At 51.8% G+C, this 17,736-nt stretch carries 12 protein-coding genes; 6 read left to right on the top strand and 6 right to left on the bottom strand.

The window, feature by feature from the left end:
* Positions 1–30 precede the first annotated feature (30 nt).
* On the bottom strand, positions 31–1,221 hold the full coding sequence (locus tag ACSSVF_RS14590; protein WP_492404457.1) for an MFS transporter: 1,191 nt from the start codon (positions 1,219–1,221) through the stop codon (positions 31–33).
* A 91-nt stretch (positions 1,222–1,312) separates the two neighbouring features.
* Between ACSSVF_RS14590 and ACSSVF_RS14585 the strand changes: the two genes are divergently transcribed.
* From ACSSVF_RS14585 to ACSSVF_RS14560, 6 genes are all read left to right on the top strand, one after another.
* Positions 1,313–1,627, top strand: coding sequence for an ArsR/SmtB family transcription factor (locus ACSSVF_RS14585; RefSeq protein ID WP_492404455.1), 315 nt, complete (start codon positions 1,313–1,315; stop codon positions 1,625–1,627).
* Positions 1,628–1,741: 114 nt separating this feature from the next.
* Positions 1,742–2,605, top strand: a complete 864-nt coding sequence (locus ACSSVF_RS14580; protein WP_492404454.1) for a DMT family transporter — start codon at positions 1,742–1,744, stop codon at positions 2,603–2,605.
* Between the two features lie 142 nt (positions 2,606–2,747).
* Entirely contained in the window at positions 2,748–3,260 is a 513-nt protein-coding gene (locus tag ACSSVF_RS14575) for an RNA polymerase sigma factor (protein ID WP_492404452.1), read from the top strand.
* Between the two features lie 52 nt (positions 3,261–3,312).
* Positions 3,313–4,167, top strand: a complete 855-nt coding sequence (locus tag ACSSVF_RS14570; RefSeq protein WP_492404451.1) for a FecR family protein — start codon at positions 3,313–3,315, stop codon at positions 4,165–4,167.
* A gap of 125 nt (positions 4,168–4,292) precedes the next feature.
* Positions 4,293–6,635: a TonB-dependent siderophore receptor gene (locus tag ACSSVF_RS14565; protein WP_492404450.1), complete on the top strand. Its 2,343-nt coding sequence runs from the start codon at positions 4,293–4,295 to the stop codon at positions 6,633–6,635.
* Positions 6,636–6,912: 277 nt separating this feature from the next.
* On the top strand, positions 6,913–7,083 hold the full coding sequence (locus ACSSVF_RS14560) for a hypothetical protein (RefSeq protein ID WP_492404448.1): 171 nt from the start codon (positions 6,913–6,915) through the stop codon (positions 7,081–7,083).
* On the opposite strand, the gene ACSSVF_RS14555 is transcribed toward ACSSVF_RS14560, so the two are convergent.
* From ACSSVF_RS14555 to ACSSVF_RS14535, 5 genes are all read right to left on the bottom strand, one after another.
* On the bottom strand, positions 7,080–11,264 hold the full coding sequence (locus ACSSVF_RS14555; RefSeq protein WP_492404447.1) for a bifunctional nitrate reductase/sulfite reductase flavoprotein subunit alpha: 4,185 nt from the start codon (positions 11,262–11,264) through the stop codon (positions 7,080–7,082). The genes ACSSVF_RS14560 and ACSSVF_RS14555 overlap by 4 nt on opposite strands.
* Before the next feature lie 23 nt (positions 11,265–11,287).
* A complete protein-coding gene (gene nirD, locus ACSSVF_RS14550) occupies positions 11,288–11,674 on the bottom strand; it encodes a nitrite reductase small subunit NirD (RefSeq protein WP_492404445.1) in 387 nt (128 codons plus the stop codon).
* Between the two features lie 16 nt (positions 11,675–11,690).
* Positions 11,691–14,273 carry a nitrite reductase large subunit NirB gene (gene nirB, locus ACSSVF_RS14545; RefSeq protein WP_492404444.1) on the bottom strand — a complete coding sequence of 861 codons (2,583 nt, stop codon included), beginning with the start codon at positions 14,271–14,273 and terminating at the stop codon, positions 11,691–11,693.
* 483 nt (positions 14,274–14,756) lie between these two features.
* Positions 14,757–16,445 (bottom strand): bifunctional protein-serine/threonine kinase/phosphatase, encoded by a 1,689-nt coding sequence (locus tag ACSSVF_RS14540; RefSeq protein WP_492404443.1) that lies wholly within the window; start codon positions 16,443–16,445, stop codon positions 14,757–14,759.
* A gap of 72 nt (positions 16,446–16,517) precedes the next feature.
* Positions 16,518–17,729 (bottom strand): nitrate/nitrite transporter, encoded by a 1,212-nt coding sequence (locus ACSSVF_RS14535; protein WP_492404442.1) that lies wholly within the window; start codon positions 17,727–17,729, stop codon positions 16,518–16,520.
* Between the last annotated feature and the right edge of the window lie 7 nt (positions 17,730–17,736).

Here is a 17,736-nt window from a genome sequence, read left to right as displayed (position 1 = left end):
AGTCCTTTTAAGTAAATTTTAAAATAATGTTTATGCGGGTGTTGAATGCGTGTTGCCTGAAACCAGTTGAATCTCTATCACTGCCAGTACCAGCCCGACAAAGACTATACTCGCGGCTATCCAGCCTATAGAGGTCAGGCCTAAGCCCTGTGAAATCACCAGGCCGCCTACCCAGGCACCAGCGGCGTTGCCGATATTAAATGCGCCTATATTCATGGCGGAGGCCAGTGTCGGCGCGCCGCTGGCTTTTTCCAGGATCTTGATCTGTAATGAAGGCACCGCCGCAAACCCGGCAATGCCCAGTAGCCCTGCCAGGCTGACGACCGCGATCTGGTTGTGGGAAAATAATGAAAATGACCCCAATATGGCAATGATAAAAATCAGTGCACCGATCAAGGTGTTATCAAGATGGATATCGGCGAGTTTGGCGCCTATGATATTGCCGATCACCATGCCGACGCCGAATAGCAGAAACACAGGTGAGATCGCAGCGGATGAAAAATGCGCTATATCGGTCAGTATCGGTGCCAGGTAGGTCAGCACGGCAAACAGGCCGGTATCTGCGATGATGGTCAGCAGTAATCCGGCAATCACTTGCGGTTGCAGCAGGGTGGTGATTTCAGATTTTACGTCCACTTTTTCGGCATGGTGGTCTTTGGGCACCAGGTAGTACAATGCGGCTAGGGCCACCGGGCCTATCAGGGTCACGGCCCAAAAGGTCGAGCGCCAGCCCAGCATCTGGCCTAGCCAGGTGCCCGCAGGTACCCCAACCACATTAGCCACCGTCAACCCGGTGAACATCAATGCGATCGCCAATGCGCGTTTTTCTTTTGGCACCAGGCTGGTAGCCACCACGGCACCAATGCCAAAAAAGGTACCGTGCGCAAATGAGGTCACCACCCTGGCGATCATCAGCGTGGTGTAATCAGGCGCGATGGCGCAGATCAGGTTGCCTAATGTGAATATGCTCATTAGCCAGAGCAGGGAATTTTTGCGCGAGAATTTGGCCATTAATATGGACATGACAGGCGCGCCTACCGCTACGCCAAGTGCATAACCGGTGATCAATAATCCAGCCATGGGAATGCTGACCTGTAAGTCCCTGCTGACTTCCGGCAATAGACCCATGATCACGAACTCAGTAGTGCCTATGCCAAATGCGCCGGCCATCAATGCGTAGAGCGCGAGGGGAATACCTTGCGACAAATTTTCTTTTTTCATATTGCCTGCTATCAAATAGTTCGATTAAATTCCATTGTTCGAATATAATCGAACAATGGAATAATATCAAGCTTTGTGATAAATTTTAAACATGCGGCAAATTAAACATCCCAGCCTGGAGCAGGTAGAGCTGACAGACATCATGTACGCGCTGTCGGACCCGACACGCCTTGAAATTGTCGGGCGGCTGGCGAGTGCAGGCCGCAAGATGACCTGCGGCGAATTCGACCTCAATCGCCCGAAATCCAGCATGTCGCATCACTTTAAAATCCTGCGCGCAGCCGGGCTGGTGGAAACCTTGATTGAAGGCACCGAACATTTGAATGCGTTAAGGGAAGCGGAGATAGAGCAGAAGTTTCCGGGTGTGCTGCACGCGGTATTGCGTTCGCTCAGGCAAACGTCCTAAACCTTTACCGTCTTCCAGGATAACCCATCCTGTTTATATCAGCCTTTCAAGACTTCTCAAGCATGGCATGCAATAAACCTGCGCTTCGGATAAAACACTGTATCGAGAAAAATAATGGGCAATATGAAAACCTATTTGATGGCAACCATGGCAGCAGTTTTCTGGGGCGCCAATTTCAACCTGGCCAGGCCAGTGCTTGCGGAAATGAGTCCCTATATCGCCGGGGCCAGTCGCTATCTGCTGGCGGCTGCCGTGATGGTGTTGATCGCGCAGTTTAGAAAAGAACCTTTTTCATTACGCCACTGGCAAGCCTACCTGACTTTAGGCGTAGTCGGCGTATTCGGTTTTAACCTGTTTTTCTTTCTTGGCATGGAAACATCCTCTGCCATCAATGGTGCGTTGATTATGGCGTTGAATCCGTTGCTCACTGCCGTGCTCGGCTATTTTATTCTTGGTGACAGGCCGACCAACCGGCAACTGATCGCCTTCCCGGTGGGGATCGCCGGTGTGGTGATTGTGGTATTGGGTGCGGGTGCGCAACTGAAAGTCTCAACTGGCGATATCTACATTCTGATTGCGACGCTCAACTGGGCGCTTTACAACGTGCTGGTGAAAAAGATGATGCCTAAAAACGTGAGTGGCATCACCAATACTGCCGGCATCATGACCGTGGGCGCGCTGGCTTTGACCATGGCCGCGGTGTGGCATGGCGATCATTTTGTGCAGCCTAGTTTGCATGGCGGTGCAGCCTTGTTGACGATGTCGCTAGGTGGTGGTGTCCTGGCCTATCTTTTCTGGAATGCCAGCATCTCGCACCTGGGGCCATCCAAAGCGGCCATTTTTATGAACCTGGTGCCAGTAACTACCATGGTGATTGCCGCGTTCGAGCATATGCCACCCACGCATGCGCAATTGTTTGGCGCGCTGCTGGTGATCAGTGCAGTGACTTTCAGCTCGGTTTCACTCTCTAAAAACTGATTGAGTGTTTATTCTGCGTTTGAGACTGTAATCAAATGCCAAGGTTAAAGTTTGTTGTGTTCAGAAGGGTTATGTTGCCAATGAGAATCATTATCAATATAATAAATACTCTGTTAAAACAACCTTTTGTAGAAGTTCTTCCTTGCAGATTGATCTCACAAAAACTAAGCTTTTATCATCATTAATCTTGAATTATAGTGAGCTGATTAATCATGTGAATCGTTATTTCAGTAATCGTCATTTCGCAGAAGATGTTGTGCATGATGTCTACATCCAACTGGCCGAAAACCCTCCTCTAGCAGAGATCGGCACGCCTTTAAGCTATCTCAGAAAAACAAGCCTGAATAGGGCGTTAGACCGGGCTCGGCATGAAAAAGTAAGCCAGAATTACCTGACTAATTTAACTGTAGAAGACGACATCCATTTTTACGATGGAGCAGCTGCGTTAGCGTTCACCCAGAAAATTGAGCAAATTAAAAAGGTGATTGATGCTTTACCCAAGAAACAAAGGCAAGTGTTTTTGCTGCATCAGTTATACGAGATCCCACAGCAAAAAATTGCAATTGAAATGGGCATATCATCAAACATGGTTTCCAGGCATTTCACAAAAGCGCTTGCTAACATCACCATAGCCAGAAAGCAGCTATCCATTTAGAATAAATGTAACTGTGTCCTGCAAGACCAATTACTTTCGAAGCTTCATCGAGATGAACACTCACCACAAGCAAGACCCAAACTTCATTGCTGAATCTGACCCGAATATTTCGGATTTATTGCCCTATATAAAAGCGGCTAAGGATAAGTTTCCTTCCCAAGAGGAGCTATTCGCTGAAGTAAATAGAGATAGGGATAGCCGCAAGAACAAGATAAAAGCAATCCAATATGCGGTTGCTGTCGCATTTTGTAGTTTAGGGCTCTGGAAAGTTAACCCTACTATTTCGAGTGAAACTTACACGACTCAATATGCTGAGAGTCAGCAATTTTCTCTACCTGATGGCAGCAGCGTTCATTTAAATTCAAATACGCATCTGACTGCCAAATTCAGACTCTTCTCCAGGGAATTATATTTGGATAAGGGCGAGGCATCTTTCTCTGTGCAACATGGGATGAGGCCTTTTACAGTCGCAGTCGATCAAACAAAAGTGCTTGATATCGGTACCGTATTCAATATTGCCAGGTGGGATCATGCTTTCATAGCAACCGTGCTTGAGGGCGAAGTTGAATTACAAACTGGAGATCATCAATTGAGGTTAACCTCAGGGCAGTCTCTCAAGGTTTCCGATCTTGGATTTGGCGTGCCATATGAAGCCAATATGGACATGGTGACTGCCTGGCAAACCGGGAAGATAATATTTAACCGCACGCCATTAAAAGAAGCTGTCGCGAATATCCAACGGTATATAAAAGAGCCAATTCAGTTAGACAGCCGCGTTGAGGACTTGCTCATTACTGGTATCTATGACGTATCCAGCGTTGGACAATTAATAGACAGTATGGACTCAATGTTCCCGGTGAAAGTAGTCAGGTTAAGTGACGGCGAAATAAAAATTCAAAAAAATTAATTTGTGACGTGCTAGTTTCTCTTTAGCTAATCGCCTTATAAATATAGCGACAGACTTGATCGCTGATTTTATTAAGGGAAACCATGACAGCACGTTCCAATTTCCAACTTAGTCATCGAGCTAAGTTGAGACAGTTATCTATCGCAGCATTGCTTTCAGTCAGCATCAATGTCTTTGCGGCATCAGCCAATTTAGATATCGCCGCCCAATCACTAGATCAGGCCATCTTAACGTTGGGCAAACAAAGCGGTGAGAATATTGCATTTCCATCTGACCTCGCCAGCAAGCTTAAAGCCCCTGCTATCAAAGGTAATTACAGTGTTGAGCAAGCGCTAGAGTTGCTATTAAAAGGCACCGGACTAACTACCCAAAAGACACCAGCCGGTTATTCAGTCGTCAAGCAAGTCGAAAGCAAGGCTGAAACGTTGCCTGAAGTGGAAGTGAAAGATCAGGCAGTTAAGGAGATTCCTGCTGCATATGCGGGTGGCCAGGTTGCCCGTGGCGGTAGGGTTGGTTTGCTGGGTAACAAGGATTTGATGGATACCCCGTTCAGTGCCACGCAATATACTTCCAAACTGATCGCAGACCAGCAGGCACAAAACCTCGGCGATGTGCTGGTGAATGATCCTTCCATCCGTAATACCTATTCGCGTGGCTCGGGCCGTGACGAGTTCAATATCCGCGGTTTTACGCTGTTTAACTATGATTCCATGTTCAATGGCCTGTATGGTATTTCACCGCGAGATTCCAGTTCCATGATTGGTATCGAGCGTGTAGAAGTACTCAGGGGGCCGAATGCCTTGTTGAACGGCATTGCGCCTGGCGGCTCAGTGGGTGGAGCGATCAACCTGGTGCCTAAACGTGCAGGTTATCAACCATTAAATCGCCTGACCTTATCCTATATCGACGATAGCCAGCTGGCGGCCCATGCGGATGTGGCTAGACGCTTTGGCGCAGACCAGCAATTGGGTGTGCGCGTGAATGCCATTAAAAGCTCGGGGGATACGCCTGTAGATGGCTCTAAGGAAAGACTGGATGCCATTGCAATTGGTGTCGATTTCCAGGGGGAGGGATTCCGTCTCGAAGGTGACCTGAATTATCAAAACCGCCTGACTTATGCCCGCAGTGGCTTGCTGTTTGTGGCGCCTGGCGTCCAGATTGGTTCAGCGCCAGATGCCAGAAGTAACTATTTCCCTAGTTGGACTAACTGGGACAGTAACCAGATTTCAGGCACTGCGCGTGCTGAGTTTGACCTGGCCAAAGACTGGATGGTCTATGGGGCACTGGGTGCTTCAGAATATGATTTCAACAGCTTGCAAACCAGCTGGCAGTTGATCAGTCAGCAGGGAGATATCAGGACCAGACCGACCCGCACGCAACAATATGTCAAAACCGTGACCGGTGAGGTGGGGGTCAGAGGCAAATTCAGTACAGGATTCCTGGATCACCAGCCAGTATTGAGCATGACCAGTTATTTTATGGAATCTGGATTTTTATCAAATCGCACGACCGGATTTACTTTTTCAAATCTATACTCACCACAAAACGCAGCTAAACCAGCTATTTCATTAATAGGCAATGTTCCGAAAACTTCGGAAACCACACTGCGCAGTATTGCGTTGGCCGATACCATGTCTATCCTTGATAACGCAGTGCAACTGACGCTGGGTGTGCGCCATCAAGAGGTGATTGTGGATAGTTATGATCCAGCTACAGGCAGCCGCAGGCTTGATCAGCATTATGATGAGTCTAAACTGACGCCTACCGTAGCCCTGATGATTCGTCCCACTGAGCAACTGTCTTTGTATGCAAACTATATTGAGGCACTGAATCAAGGACCCATCGCCCTTCCTCCGGCACCAAATGCAGGACAGGTATTTGCACCAACGGTTTCCAAACAGCGCGAAGCAGGTGTGAAATATGACTTTGGCCGATTTTCTACGACTGTGAGTGTGTTCGAGATTGAGCGTGCTACCAGCTTTACTGATCCAGCCACTTCACTGCTGGTGGTAAATGGGCAGCAGCGTAATCGCGGGATAGAATTACTGACGCAAGGCGAAGTGATTGAGCATGTGCGGTTATTAGGCGGTCTGGCATTGACTGATGGAAAGCTGGTTAAGACAGAAGGCGGCACCAATGATGGCAATACAGCACCTGCAGTACCGCGGCAGCAATTTAATCTGGCAGCTGAATGGGACACGCCGATGCTGCCTGGATTAACACTCACTGCGCGCATGCTGCATACCGGTGAGCAGTATCTGGATGTTGATAACACGCAGAAAATCCCATCATGGAATCGCTATGACCTGGGTGCGCGTTATGCCTTCACTACCGGCAAAGTACCTGTGACTGTAAGAGGGTCAATAGAGAATCTGTTTGATAAAAACTACTGGCTCTCAGCTGCACGTGAAGGGTTATCAGTGGGAGCACCAAGAACTGTATTGCTTTCTGTGACTGCTGATTTTTAAGTGGATTAAACAGCTCTAAACAGGGATGTAGTGGATAGGGAAGGTTTAACACCTTCCCTTTTTTGTGAAGCATGTAAGGCATTAAAGCGCTTAAACCAGGAGAACATTGCAGAAAATAGTTAGTCATTTTCATCACCCTCTGTAGCCAATCACAGAGCCGCAGCGTACGAGCAAGCAGGAATGGTGGATATTGCATTTCAATCAAACTGGGTACGACGTAAGCGCCTTTAGTTTTTGGCATACAGGCCGAGACGTCAAGGCATAACGAGTGATGACGATGTTAATCAAAAGAATTCAGGCACCTGCTGGCTGGGCATTGAAAGAGCCTTTATGTGCTGCACCTACAATTGTTCTGTTTGACGATGGCCCAGCACCCACCGGCAAGCGGGATGGCATTAATAGTGTTGTATTGAAGTTTGTGGCCGATAAAAATAAGCGTATGAATTAGTACACATCCCGCACGTAGCGCTTTTCCTGCGCCATGTTTGAGACATAGTCATCCGCTGCTTCGGCGCTCATATTGCCATGTGTTTGCACAATGGTCTTCAACGCCGCATCCACATCTTTAGCCATACGGCTGGCATCACCGCAGACACAAAAGTGTGCGCCTTGTTGCAGCCATTGCCAGAGTTCAGCACCTTGTTCCAGCATGCGGTGTTGCACATAGACCTTTTCAGCCTGGTCACGTGAGAACGCGGTATCTAGCCTGTTTAACACGCCTTCTTTTTGCAGCGTTTCCAGTTGTTCACGGTAATAAAAATCTGTCGCCGCATGCTGCTCGCCAAAGAATAGCCAGTTGTTACCTTTGGCACCTGTCGCTTGCCGTTCCTGTAAAAAAGCAATGAAGGGTGCGATACCAGTGCCAGGGCCGACCATGATCAACGGTGCATCAGGGTTTTTTGGCGGACGGAAATGGGCGGAGCGTTGCAGGAAGATCGACACATCTGTCTCTTGCGTACGATCGGCCATAAAAGTTGAGCAGACACCACCACGGTTTAGATGATCTCCATAACGTACTGTTGATACAGTTAAATGCACCTGGTCTGGATGGACCTTAGGACTGGACGAGATGGAGTACAAACGTGGTTGCAGGCGCTTTAGCACGGCCAGCAAGTCGCTCGCTTCACTCTTGAAGGGGAAGGCCAGTAACAGGTCAATCAGCTGTTTGCCCCATAACCAGTCTTTCAGCCGTGTTTCATCTTCCATCAATACGGCGAGTGTCGGGCTGGCGCTGCGTTTCTGCACAAATTTCAATATATCCGGCGTGATGCGCGCGATTTCGTAGTGATGCAGCAGGGCATCACCGAGTGCCAGCTGGCCGTGGTCTTTTACGGCTACCATGGTGGAGGCAGAAAGCTTTAGCGCACGCAGCAGGTCGCCCACCAGTTCCGGGCAGTTCGTAGGCCAGACTCCTAATGCATCGCCCGCTTCATAATGGAAACCACTGCCACTTAAATCAAAGCCAAACTGGCGGATTTCTTTGTCTGAACCTGCGGTGTTCAGGCGCTGGTTGATAATCAGTTTGGTACGCAGCGGCTTCTGACGGGTATATGCAGGTGCCGCTGGCGTGTTCGCCACGTCGATGACGGATTCATCTACCTCATTAGCCATTGCCAGTACGGGTTGGCTGAGGGTGGCAGAAATAGTCGCCAATGCGGCAATCGTTTTATCTAGCCAGGCATTCGCCGGTTCTTCAAAGTCTGGCTCACAGTCAACACGGTCAAGCAGGCGTTGAGCGCCCAGCGCTTCCAGCCTTGCATCCAGTTTGCGGCCAAAGCCGCAGAATTGGTCATAGTTGGAGTCGCCAAACGCCAGTACGGCAAAACGGGTATTTGCCAGTGACGGTGCATTATCCGCCTGCAGGCTGCCCCAAAACTGGCTGGCGTTGTCTGGCGGATCACCGTCACCAAAGGTGCTGGTGAGCAGCAATACTTGTGAGTATTTAGCCAGCTCGGCCATGTTGATACTATCCATTGCTTTGACTGATGCCTGGAGACCACCTGATTTGATGCGCTCTGCGCATTTTTCGGCAAAGCCTTCAGCATTGCCGGTTTGCGATGCCCAAAGAATAGCCACGGTGGCAGCAGCCGTTGCCGGGGACGCCGAAAAGTCAGGCAAGCCCACAGGCAGCTGGTCACCATGCGGTAACCAGCTGCGTGCAAATAAGCCTGCCAATATGCCGTTGACCAGCAAGTGTTTGGCAGGGGCCAGCGGTGCGCCTTCCGGCAGTATGGGCACGCCACCAATCTTGCGTGATTCTTCAGTGCGCAAGCCACTGATAAAACCTTGCAGGTAAAGTTGTTCCTGCGCTTCAAGGACAATTTCAGGCGCGGTATCCAGGCCAAGTAACCTGGCCAAAGCATCGATATCTTTCATGTCGAGTTCCTTGTTATTCTTGCTCGCCTCACCGGTTGCGATGAGGGCTGGCTCTTCTGCATCCTTGCTGAGTGAGGCAGGTGCGCTGGCGACGCGTGTCATGGTCACGGCACAAAACTTGAATTCGGGTTGTTGTGAGATAGGGTCAATCGCATCGCTGGTGACTGCATTGATAGTCAGGTCTTCGCCATACACATCATTCCAGTGAAACGGGGCAAAGCAGTTACCGGCACGCACGCGGTCAGTCACTACGGCGGGTAACACGGCACGTCCGCGCCGCGAGCGTATTTCAACCTGGTCTTTATCTTGTATGGCCAACGCGGCGGCGTCTTCAGGATGCAGCTCTATAAATGGCCCCGGGTTGAGTTTGTTTAGGGTGGGGATCTTGCCGGTTTTGGTCATGGTGTGCCATTGGTGCTGCAGGCGACCGGTGTTGAGCACAAACGGAAAGTCGTTGTCGGGCAATTCGGCGGGTTCCATATGCGGACGCGCAAAGAAAACGCCTCTGCCACTGGCTGTTGCAAACGCAATACGTGGCTGGCTACCATCTTCGCGAACTTTTATTACTTGATTGATGCCATCGTTGAGATAACGGATCGGGTGTCTGTCATCCTTACTATCTGGTGAACACGGCCATTGCAGCGATGTTTCGCGCAACTTGTCATGGCTGGCGCCACGGATGTCATAGCCTGTTTTCAGGTTGGTTGTGCGTGTGATCTCTGCAAACACTTCGGCACCACTGTTGTAACTGAAGCCTTCGCTAAAACCCATCTCGCAAGCGACTCTGGCAATGATCTGCCAGTCCGCCATGGCTTCGCCCGGCGGGTTCACCGCCTGTTGCGTCAGCGTCATATTGCGTTCGGAGTTGATCATCACGCCTTCGGCCTCGGCCCATAGCGCACCTGGCAACAAAATATCGGCATAGCGATTGGTTTCAGTATCGAGGAAAGCATCCTGGGCGATCACCAGCTCGGCTTTTTCCAGTCCGGCGATCACGTTTTTGCGGTTGGCCATGCTGGCGACCGGATTGGTACAGATCACCCAGCAGGCTTTGATTTTTCCGGCCATCATCTGCTCGAACATGGCGACTGTGCCGCCACCGAGTCGGGTGTGCAAAGTGCCTTCCGGCACTTGCCATAACTGTTCTATAAACTGGCGGTCCTGCTCCACTAACACTGAACGCTGGCCTGGTAATCCTGGGCCCATATAGCCCATTTCACGGCCGCCCATGGCATTTGGTTGCCCGGTCAGTGAGAACGGGCCGCTGCCCGGGCGGCAGATCGCGCCTGTGGCAAGGTGCAGATTACAAATCGCGTTGGTACTCCAGGTGCCGTGGGTGCTCTGGTTCAGGCCCATGGTCCAGCAGCTCATCCAGTTTTTGCTGGTACCTATCCAGTCTGCGGCCTGGCGGATATCGTTTTCATTGAGGCCAGTGATATCGGCGACTTTTTCTGGCGTGTAATCTTGCAGAAAATCCGGCATGATTTCCCAGCCTTCGGTAAATTCGGCGATGAACTGAGTATCGGTATGGCCGTTCTTGACCAGCAGGTGCAACAGGCCATTGAGTAAAGCCAGGTCAGTCCCGGGTTTGATCTGCATAAATAGGTTGGCTTTATCTGCCGTGGTGTTACGGCGCGGGTCAACCACGATCAATTTGGCACCGGCTTTGATTCTATCCATCATGCGCAGGAATAAAATCGGGTGGCAATCGGCCATATTGGCGCCGATCACGAAGAACACATCCGTCTGGTCAAAATCCTGGTAAGAACCTGGCGGCCCATCAGCGCCTAGTGACAACTTGTAGCCGCTGCCGGCACTGGCCATGCACAGGCGGGAGTTGGATTCGATGTTGTTGCTACCCAGGTAGCCTTTAACCAGCTTGTTTGCCAGGTACTGGGATTCGATCGACATTTGGCCTGAGACATATAAGGCAATCGCATCCGGGCCATGCTCGTCAAGAATGGCGCGTAAACGGCGCGCCGTTTCCTTGATGGCGGCATCTATGCCGGTGCGTACCGATTCTTGCCCGCGTTGCTGGCGGACATAGGCATATTCCAGCCGGCCAGAGTCTGCGATGGCTTGTATACAAGTACTACCCTTGGTACACAGGCGGCCAAAGTTGGTGGGGTGCTCTTTGTCGCCATAGACCTTGATCACGCGCTGGGTTTTAGTTGCTGAGTGATCCTCAACTTCCATGACAATGCCGCAGCCAACACCGCAGTATGGGCAGACCGATTTGACTTTAGTCGTCATGCTAGGCTGCTCTCGACCTGACGTTAAACCTGCACCCAGACTGCATCATCACGCAGTTCCACCGGGTAGGTCTGCAAGCGGATATCAGCATCTTCCACGCAAATGCCGGTACTCAATTGGTAGTGGTGTTTGTAGATGGGCGAGGCAACGACGCGTTCGCCGCCAAGATCGCCGACGATGCCGCGCGAAATCACATTGGCATCGCTGTGCGGGTCGTAGTTGTCGATGGCGTACAGCAGGTCGTCCTGCAAGCGGAAGATCGCGATCTGGCGGCCATCAACCAGCGCGCATACGCCAGTATTAGGCCAGATATCATCCAGCGCGCACACCGCATGCCATGCGCCTGCGGTTGGCAACGCGGTTAAGTTGCCTGTGCTATCAGAGGAAGCTGTTTGTTGTATTTGACTCATGGTTCTACTCCGTGAATTACTCTGTTGGCGCCAGGATAGGAATGACTTTCGCCGGTTTCTTTCCCTGTGCCAGCTGCTTTTCTTCTACTGTGGCGGGACGCATCTGGTCACGTTCCTTGACGAAGACGATATTGGTATCGCCAGCCACACTGTTCACAAAACTGCGGAAACGCTTACGCACTTCTGGGTCGTTGACGGCGGTTTTCCATTCATCCTGGTAGTGATCCACCACATGCTGCATCTGCGCTTCCAGTTCGGCGCCCAGGCCTAGCGAGTCGTTGATCACCACTTGCTTGAGGTAATCCAGGCCACCTTCGAGGTTGTCGCGCCAGGTGCTGGTGCGTTGCAGGCGGTCGGCAGTGCGTATATAGAACATCAGGAAGCGGTCTATCATGCGGATCGCCTCTTCTTTACTGAGGTCGCTCGCCAGCAACTCGGCATGGCGCGGCTTCATGCCGCCGTTGCCGCATACATACAGGTTCCAGCCGCTTTCGGTGGCGATCAAACCTACATCCTTGCCTTGTGCTTCGGCACATTCACGGGTGCAACCTGACACACCGAACTTGATTTTGTGCGGTGCGCGCAGACCCTTGTAACGGTTCTCCAGTTGCACGGCCAGGCCGACACTGTCATCTACGCCATAACGGCACCAGGTCGAGCCGACGCAGCTTTTCACGGTACGCAACGATTTGCCGTAGGCGTGCCCGGATTCAAACCCGGCGGCGATCAGTTCTTCCCAGATATTCGGTAATTGTTCGACGCGGGCACCGAACATATCTACCCGGGCGCCGCCAGTCACCTTGGTGTACAGCTTGTATTTCTTGGCGATCTGGCCGATGGCGATCAGGCCGTCAGGCGTGACTTCACCACCTGGCATGCGTGGTACCACTGAATAACTGCCATCTTTCTGGATATTGCCAAGGAAGTAATCATTGGAATCCTGCAGCGAGGCCAGGTCTTTCTTGAGGATAAAGTCGTTCCAGACGGAAGCCAGCACACTGGCGGCCGTTGGTTTGCAGATATCGCAGCCCAGGCCTTTGCCATGCTTGTGCAGCAGTTCGCCAAACGTCCTGATCTGTTCCACGCGCACCAGGTGGTAAAGCTCCTGGCGTGAGTAAGGGAAGTGTTCGCACAGGTGATTGTTCACAGTCATGCCCAGCTTGACCATCTGTGCTTTCATGACCTGCGTCACTAATGGCACGCAGCCGCCGCAGGCAGTACCGGCTTTGGTGCAGGACTTGATGGCCCCTATGCTGCAATTGCCGGCGGCCACCGCTTCGCCGATCGCACCCTTGCTGACGTTGTTGCAAGAACACAGTACCGCAGTATCGGGTAACGCATCCACACCCAGGCCAGGTTTTTCCTTGCCATCGCTGGATGGCAGGATCAGGAATTCAGGATTTTCCGGCAATGCCATGTCGTTGACGGCCATTTGCTGCAAGGTGCCATATTCATCGGCATTGCCGATCAGCACCGCGCCCAGCAGTTTCTTGCCATCTTCGCTGACGACGATTTTTTTGTAGATATTGCGCACTTCATCTGTGTACTGGTAGCTACGGCAGCCATGAGTCTTGCCATGTGCATCGCCGACACTTGCCACATCCACGCCCATCAGCTTGAGTTTGGTGCTCATGTCTGCACCCTGGAAGGTCGCAGTGGTTTCGCCTGCCAGATGTGCGCAAGCCGTGCGAGCCATATCATAGCCAGGCGCCACCAGGCCGAACATCTCGTCGTTCCAGCTGGCGCATTCGCCGATGGCATAAATGTCGTGGTCGCTGGAGCGGGAAAAATCATCAATGGCGATACCGCCACGGGCGCCTATGGCGAGTCCGGCGTCGCGTGCCAGTTCATCTCTTGGACGGATACCGGCGGAGAACACGATCATGTCGGTTTCAAGCCAGGTTTCATCAAAGAACACCATACGGTGGCGCGCAGTCGCGCCATCCACAATCGCGGTGGTATTACGGCTGGTATGTACGTGTACACCCAGGTTTTCGATCTGGCTGCGCAGTACGCGCCCACCGGCTTCGTCCACTTGCACCGCCATCAGGCGCGGCGCGAATTCGACCACGTGGGTATTCAGGCCCATATCGCGCAACGCCTTGGCGCATTCCAGTCCCAGTAAACCACCGCCAACCACCACGCCACTCTTGGCGGTTTTGCCTGCTGCGGTCATGGCTTCCAGGTCTTCTATAGTGCGATAAACAAAGCAGTTTTCACGGTCACGTCCGGCGACTGAAGGCACGAACGGCACCGAGCCGGTTGCCAATATCAGTTTGTCGTATGCCAGGGTGGTGTTGTCTGTCAGGGTCACGATATGCTGATGGCGGTCAATATGGCTCACGCGCGCATTCAGGCGCAATTCCAGCCCCGGGCGGTCATAAAAACCAGGTTCGACTAATGAAAGGTCTTCAGCCGTGCTGCCGGAGAAAAAGCTGGAAAGGTGCACGCGGTCGTAAGCAGGCCGTGGTTCTTCGCCCAATACCGTGACTTGCAGGTTCGCCGCTTCCAGGTCCGGATGGCGTTTCACCAGTTCCTGCATAAAATAATGTCCCACCATGCCGTTACCGACAACTACTATGCGGGTGTGTTGATTCATCGTATGTTCCCCATCAGATGCAAGCATATGGCGTCATGGCATGCGTGCTTCCATGCATATGCTTGCTGTTTACCAAGCTGTAAAACGAAAAAAGGCGTCCATAGCTTATTCCGCAACTGCCTGATGCACTGCGTAAAAAAGCTATGGACGCCGTTGTCCATAAAGAGAATTTCCCAAGTTCAGAAACTCTCTTTTACTAAAAAATACTCATCTAAATAAACGAGATTTAGTACCTGATAAGCAATTGATATGCCAAGGTGAAGAGTGTTGTTTGGACGGATTTCTTAAATAATATAAGTGATTGTTTTATATATATTTAAATTAACTGTGAGCGATAGGTTTGCGAACTGTTAACTGCGAATATCCGGGCTTGCATCAATAGCCAGGCGCACGGTTATGATGCAAAAAAAGGCGATTGCACCAGAATAGGTCTTAGCCGATAAAGCGCGTTTCTATCTGGTGCAGGAACAGGGCGGTTTCTTATCAGGAAATAAACAGCAGGTAGATCAGTATGAGATTGGCAAACAAGGAACAGATCGCCAGCCATTGCCATTTCACCAGCCTGGCACGGCCTATCAGTGGCGTGCGTGGAATCACTAACGGTTTCAGTTCGCCATGTTCCAGTGCCAGCAGCATTTCTTCTGCGGTTTCAAAACGGTCTTCAGTTTTTCTGGCAATCGCCTTCAGAATGACGTTTTCCAGCCAGGCCGGGATCTCCGGACGGTAACGGCTGGGTTTGATAGGCTCGCCAAAACGCGGTGACTGGAAAGGCTCTATCTCGCCGTAAGGATATTTTCGTGTGAGCAGGTGGTACAGCGTGACGCCAGCGGCATAAATATCTGCCTGGCGGTCAGCCACTTTGCCATCAAATAACTCTGGTGACATAAAACTGGGCGTGCCCGGGTTTTCCATTTGCTCAGGCATGGGCAAAGTGGGATTTAACGCGACACCCAGATCCAGGATGCGTAAACGGGTGTCGCTGCCGATATGAATGTTGGCGGGTTTGATATCTCGGTGCACAATATTCAGGCGGTGCAGCATGCTTAAACCACGCAATAAATCCTGCCCGATATTCGCGACGCCATTCATGGTGAAATGGTGTCCGGCATCCAGCCTTTGCTGCAAGGTCGAGCCTTCATGCCAGGTCATCACATAATAAAGCGCGCTGCGCTGGTCAAGTGTCAGCGGCAAGATCTGAGGCACGCATTGCGAGACGACGCGCTTGGCCAGCCATTCTTCATTCAATAAGGCTTCGCAACTTTCCTTGTCATCGGCACGTGAAGGTTGCAGGGTTTTTAATACAAACAGTTGCCCGGCGGCATTTTTGACCTGGTAGAGGATGCTCAGGCGCGAGTCATGGATCACTTTTGTGACAGTAAAGCCATCGATCTGGCTGCCGACCGCAAGCCTGGGCGGCAACGGCAGGCTGAGGGCATCGGCCAGCATATCGGTCAGGTGATCCTGGCCTACGCTTTCAATCGTAACGATAACGGCTGAGGCATTATCCTGGCCGCCTTTTTCTACCGCCAGTGCTGTCAGGTATTCAGCGACCATTTGCGGTGAGCGGTACAGCATGAGCGCGCGATGGATATCGGCATCGCCAAGTGCGGCCCATACGCCGTCGCTGACGATCGCATACACGTCACCGGGTTGCAGCAGGCCTTCGGCGTAATCGACTGCCAGTTGGTCATCGAGCCCGACCGCACGTTTTAGCACGTGCCGCATATCCGGCCTGTCCCAGACGTGGTCAGTGGTCAGGCATTGCAGTGATTGTTCACGCAGGCGATAGATACGTGTGTCGCCTACATGCGCGAGCACATAGCGTTGACCACGCAACACCAGCATGGACAGCGTTGTCGCCATGCCCGCCATTTTGCTGTCCTTGCGTGCCTGCGACAACACCCACAGATTGGCCGCTTGCAAGACCTTATCCAGAGCATGCTGTATGGTCCAGGTTTCAGGGGTGGCGTAGTAGTCAGCCGAGATGCTCCTGGCGGTCATTTCCGAGGCTTCAGCACCACCCGCGCCACCGCTGACGCCATCGGCGACCAGCATGAGCGCGCCTTTGATCGCCAGTTGTGACTCAGACGGGGTGACTACCGTGACATAGTCCTCGTTACGCGGCCGCGGGCCGATCACGCTATGTTCACCCACTTTAAAAACAAGACTCATAAGCCAGTTATTTTAATTGATATTGAGGTTTGAATTTGCTTACAGTTTGATCTGGCTTATACCGTGGCCGGTTTATACCTTAGCCGCGGTCACACTGGAAGCACCCCAGGTCGTCCGCCAGCGGTTTTTTACGCCAGTCAGGCCTACCAGCGCCAGAATGGCTAATCCGGCAAAAATAATCAAGCCTGTCTGATAACTGCCGGTGATCTGCTTGGAGTAACCCAGGCTGGATGCCAGGTAAAAACCGCCTATGCCACCCGCCATGCCGACCAGGCCGGTCATCACGCCTATCTCTTTACGAAAGCGTTGCGGTACCAGCTGGAATACCGCGCCATTACCCATACCCAGGGAAGCCATGGCCAATACCACCACGCCAAGCCCGGCTGTTTGGGTGCTGATGCCAAAACTCAGAATAAACAGAAAGATGGCGGCGAGTATATACATGGTGCTTAGGGTGCGAATGCCGCCGATGCGGTCAGCCAGCAGGCCACCAAACGGACGCACCAGTGAGCCGGCAAATACGCAGGCGGCAGTGAAGTAACCGGCATGTACAGGGTCCAGGCCATATTGGTCATGGAAGTAGATCGTCAGCGAAGAGGCCATGCCAACAAAGCCACCGAAAGTCACGCAATAAAACAGCATGAACCACCAGGCATCTTTGTCTTTCAGCACAGCCATATACTGCGACAGTGATTTTGGTGCCGGCGTATCCGGTGCATCTTTGGCAAATACGCTATATACGATCAATGCCAGTAATAAGGGGATCAAAGCGAGGCCAAATACATTGTTCCAGCCAAAAGCGACTGCCAGGCCTGGGGCAAACAATGCCGCCAAAGCCGTGCCCGAGTTGCCCGCGCCAGCAATGCCCAATGCCGTGCCCTGATGTTCAGGCGGGTACCAGCGTGAAGCCAATGGCAGGGCCACAGCAAATGCAGCACCGGCAAAGCCGAGAAACACGCCCAGCAATAACGCTTGCTGATACGTGTGTATGCCATGCAACCAGGCGACGACTAATGCCGCCAGCACAATCACCTGGCCGATCAGGCCTGCTTTTTTAGGCTTGAGCTGGTCTACCAATACGCCCATCACAATGCGTAAAAGCGCACCCGTGAGTACCGGTGTGGCGACCATCAGGCCTTTTTGCGCCGGGTTTAATTGCAGATCAGCGGCGATTTGCACGGCCAGCGGCCCGAGCATGACCCACACCATAAAACTCAGGTCAAAATAAAAGAACGCTGAAAACAACGTAGGCTTGTGGCCTACCTCCCAAAAACTCTTTTTCATGTTTATC

It is taken from the genome of Methylophilus sp. E2MeOHC9, assembly GCF_058744375.1.
This window is presented reverse-complemented; position numbering and strand designations above follow the sequence as displayed.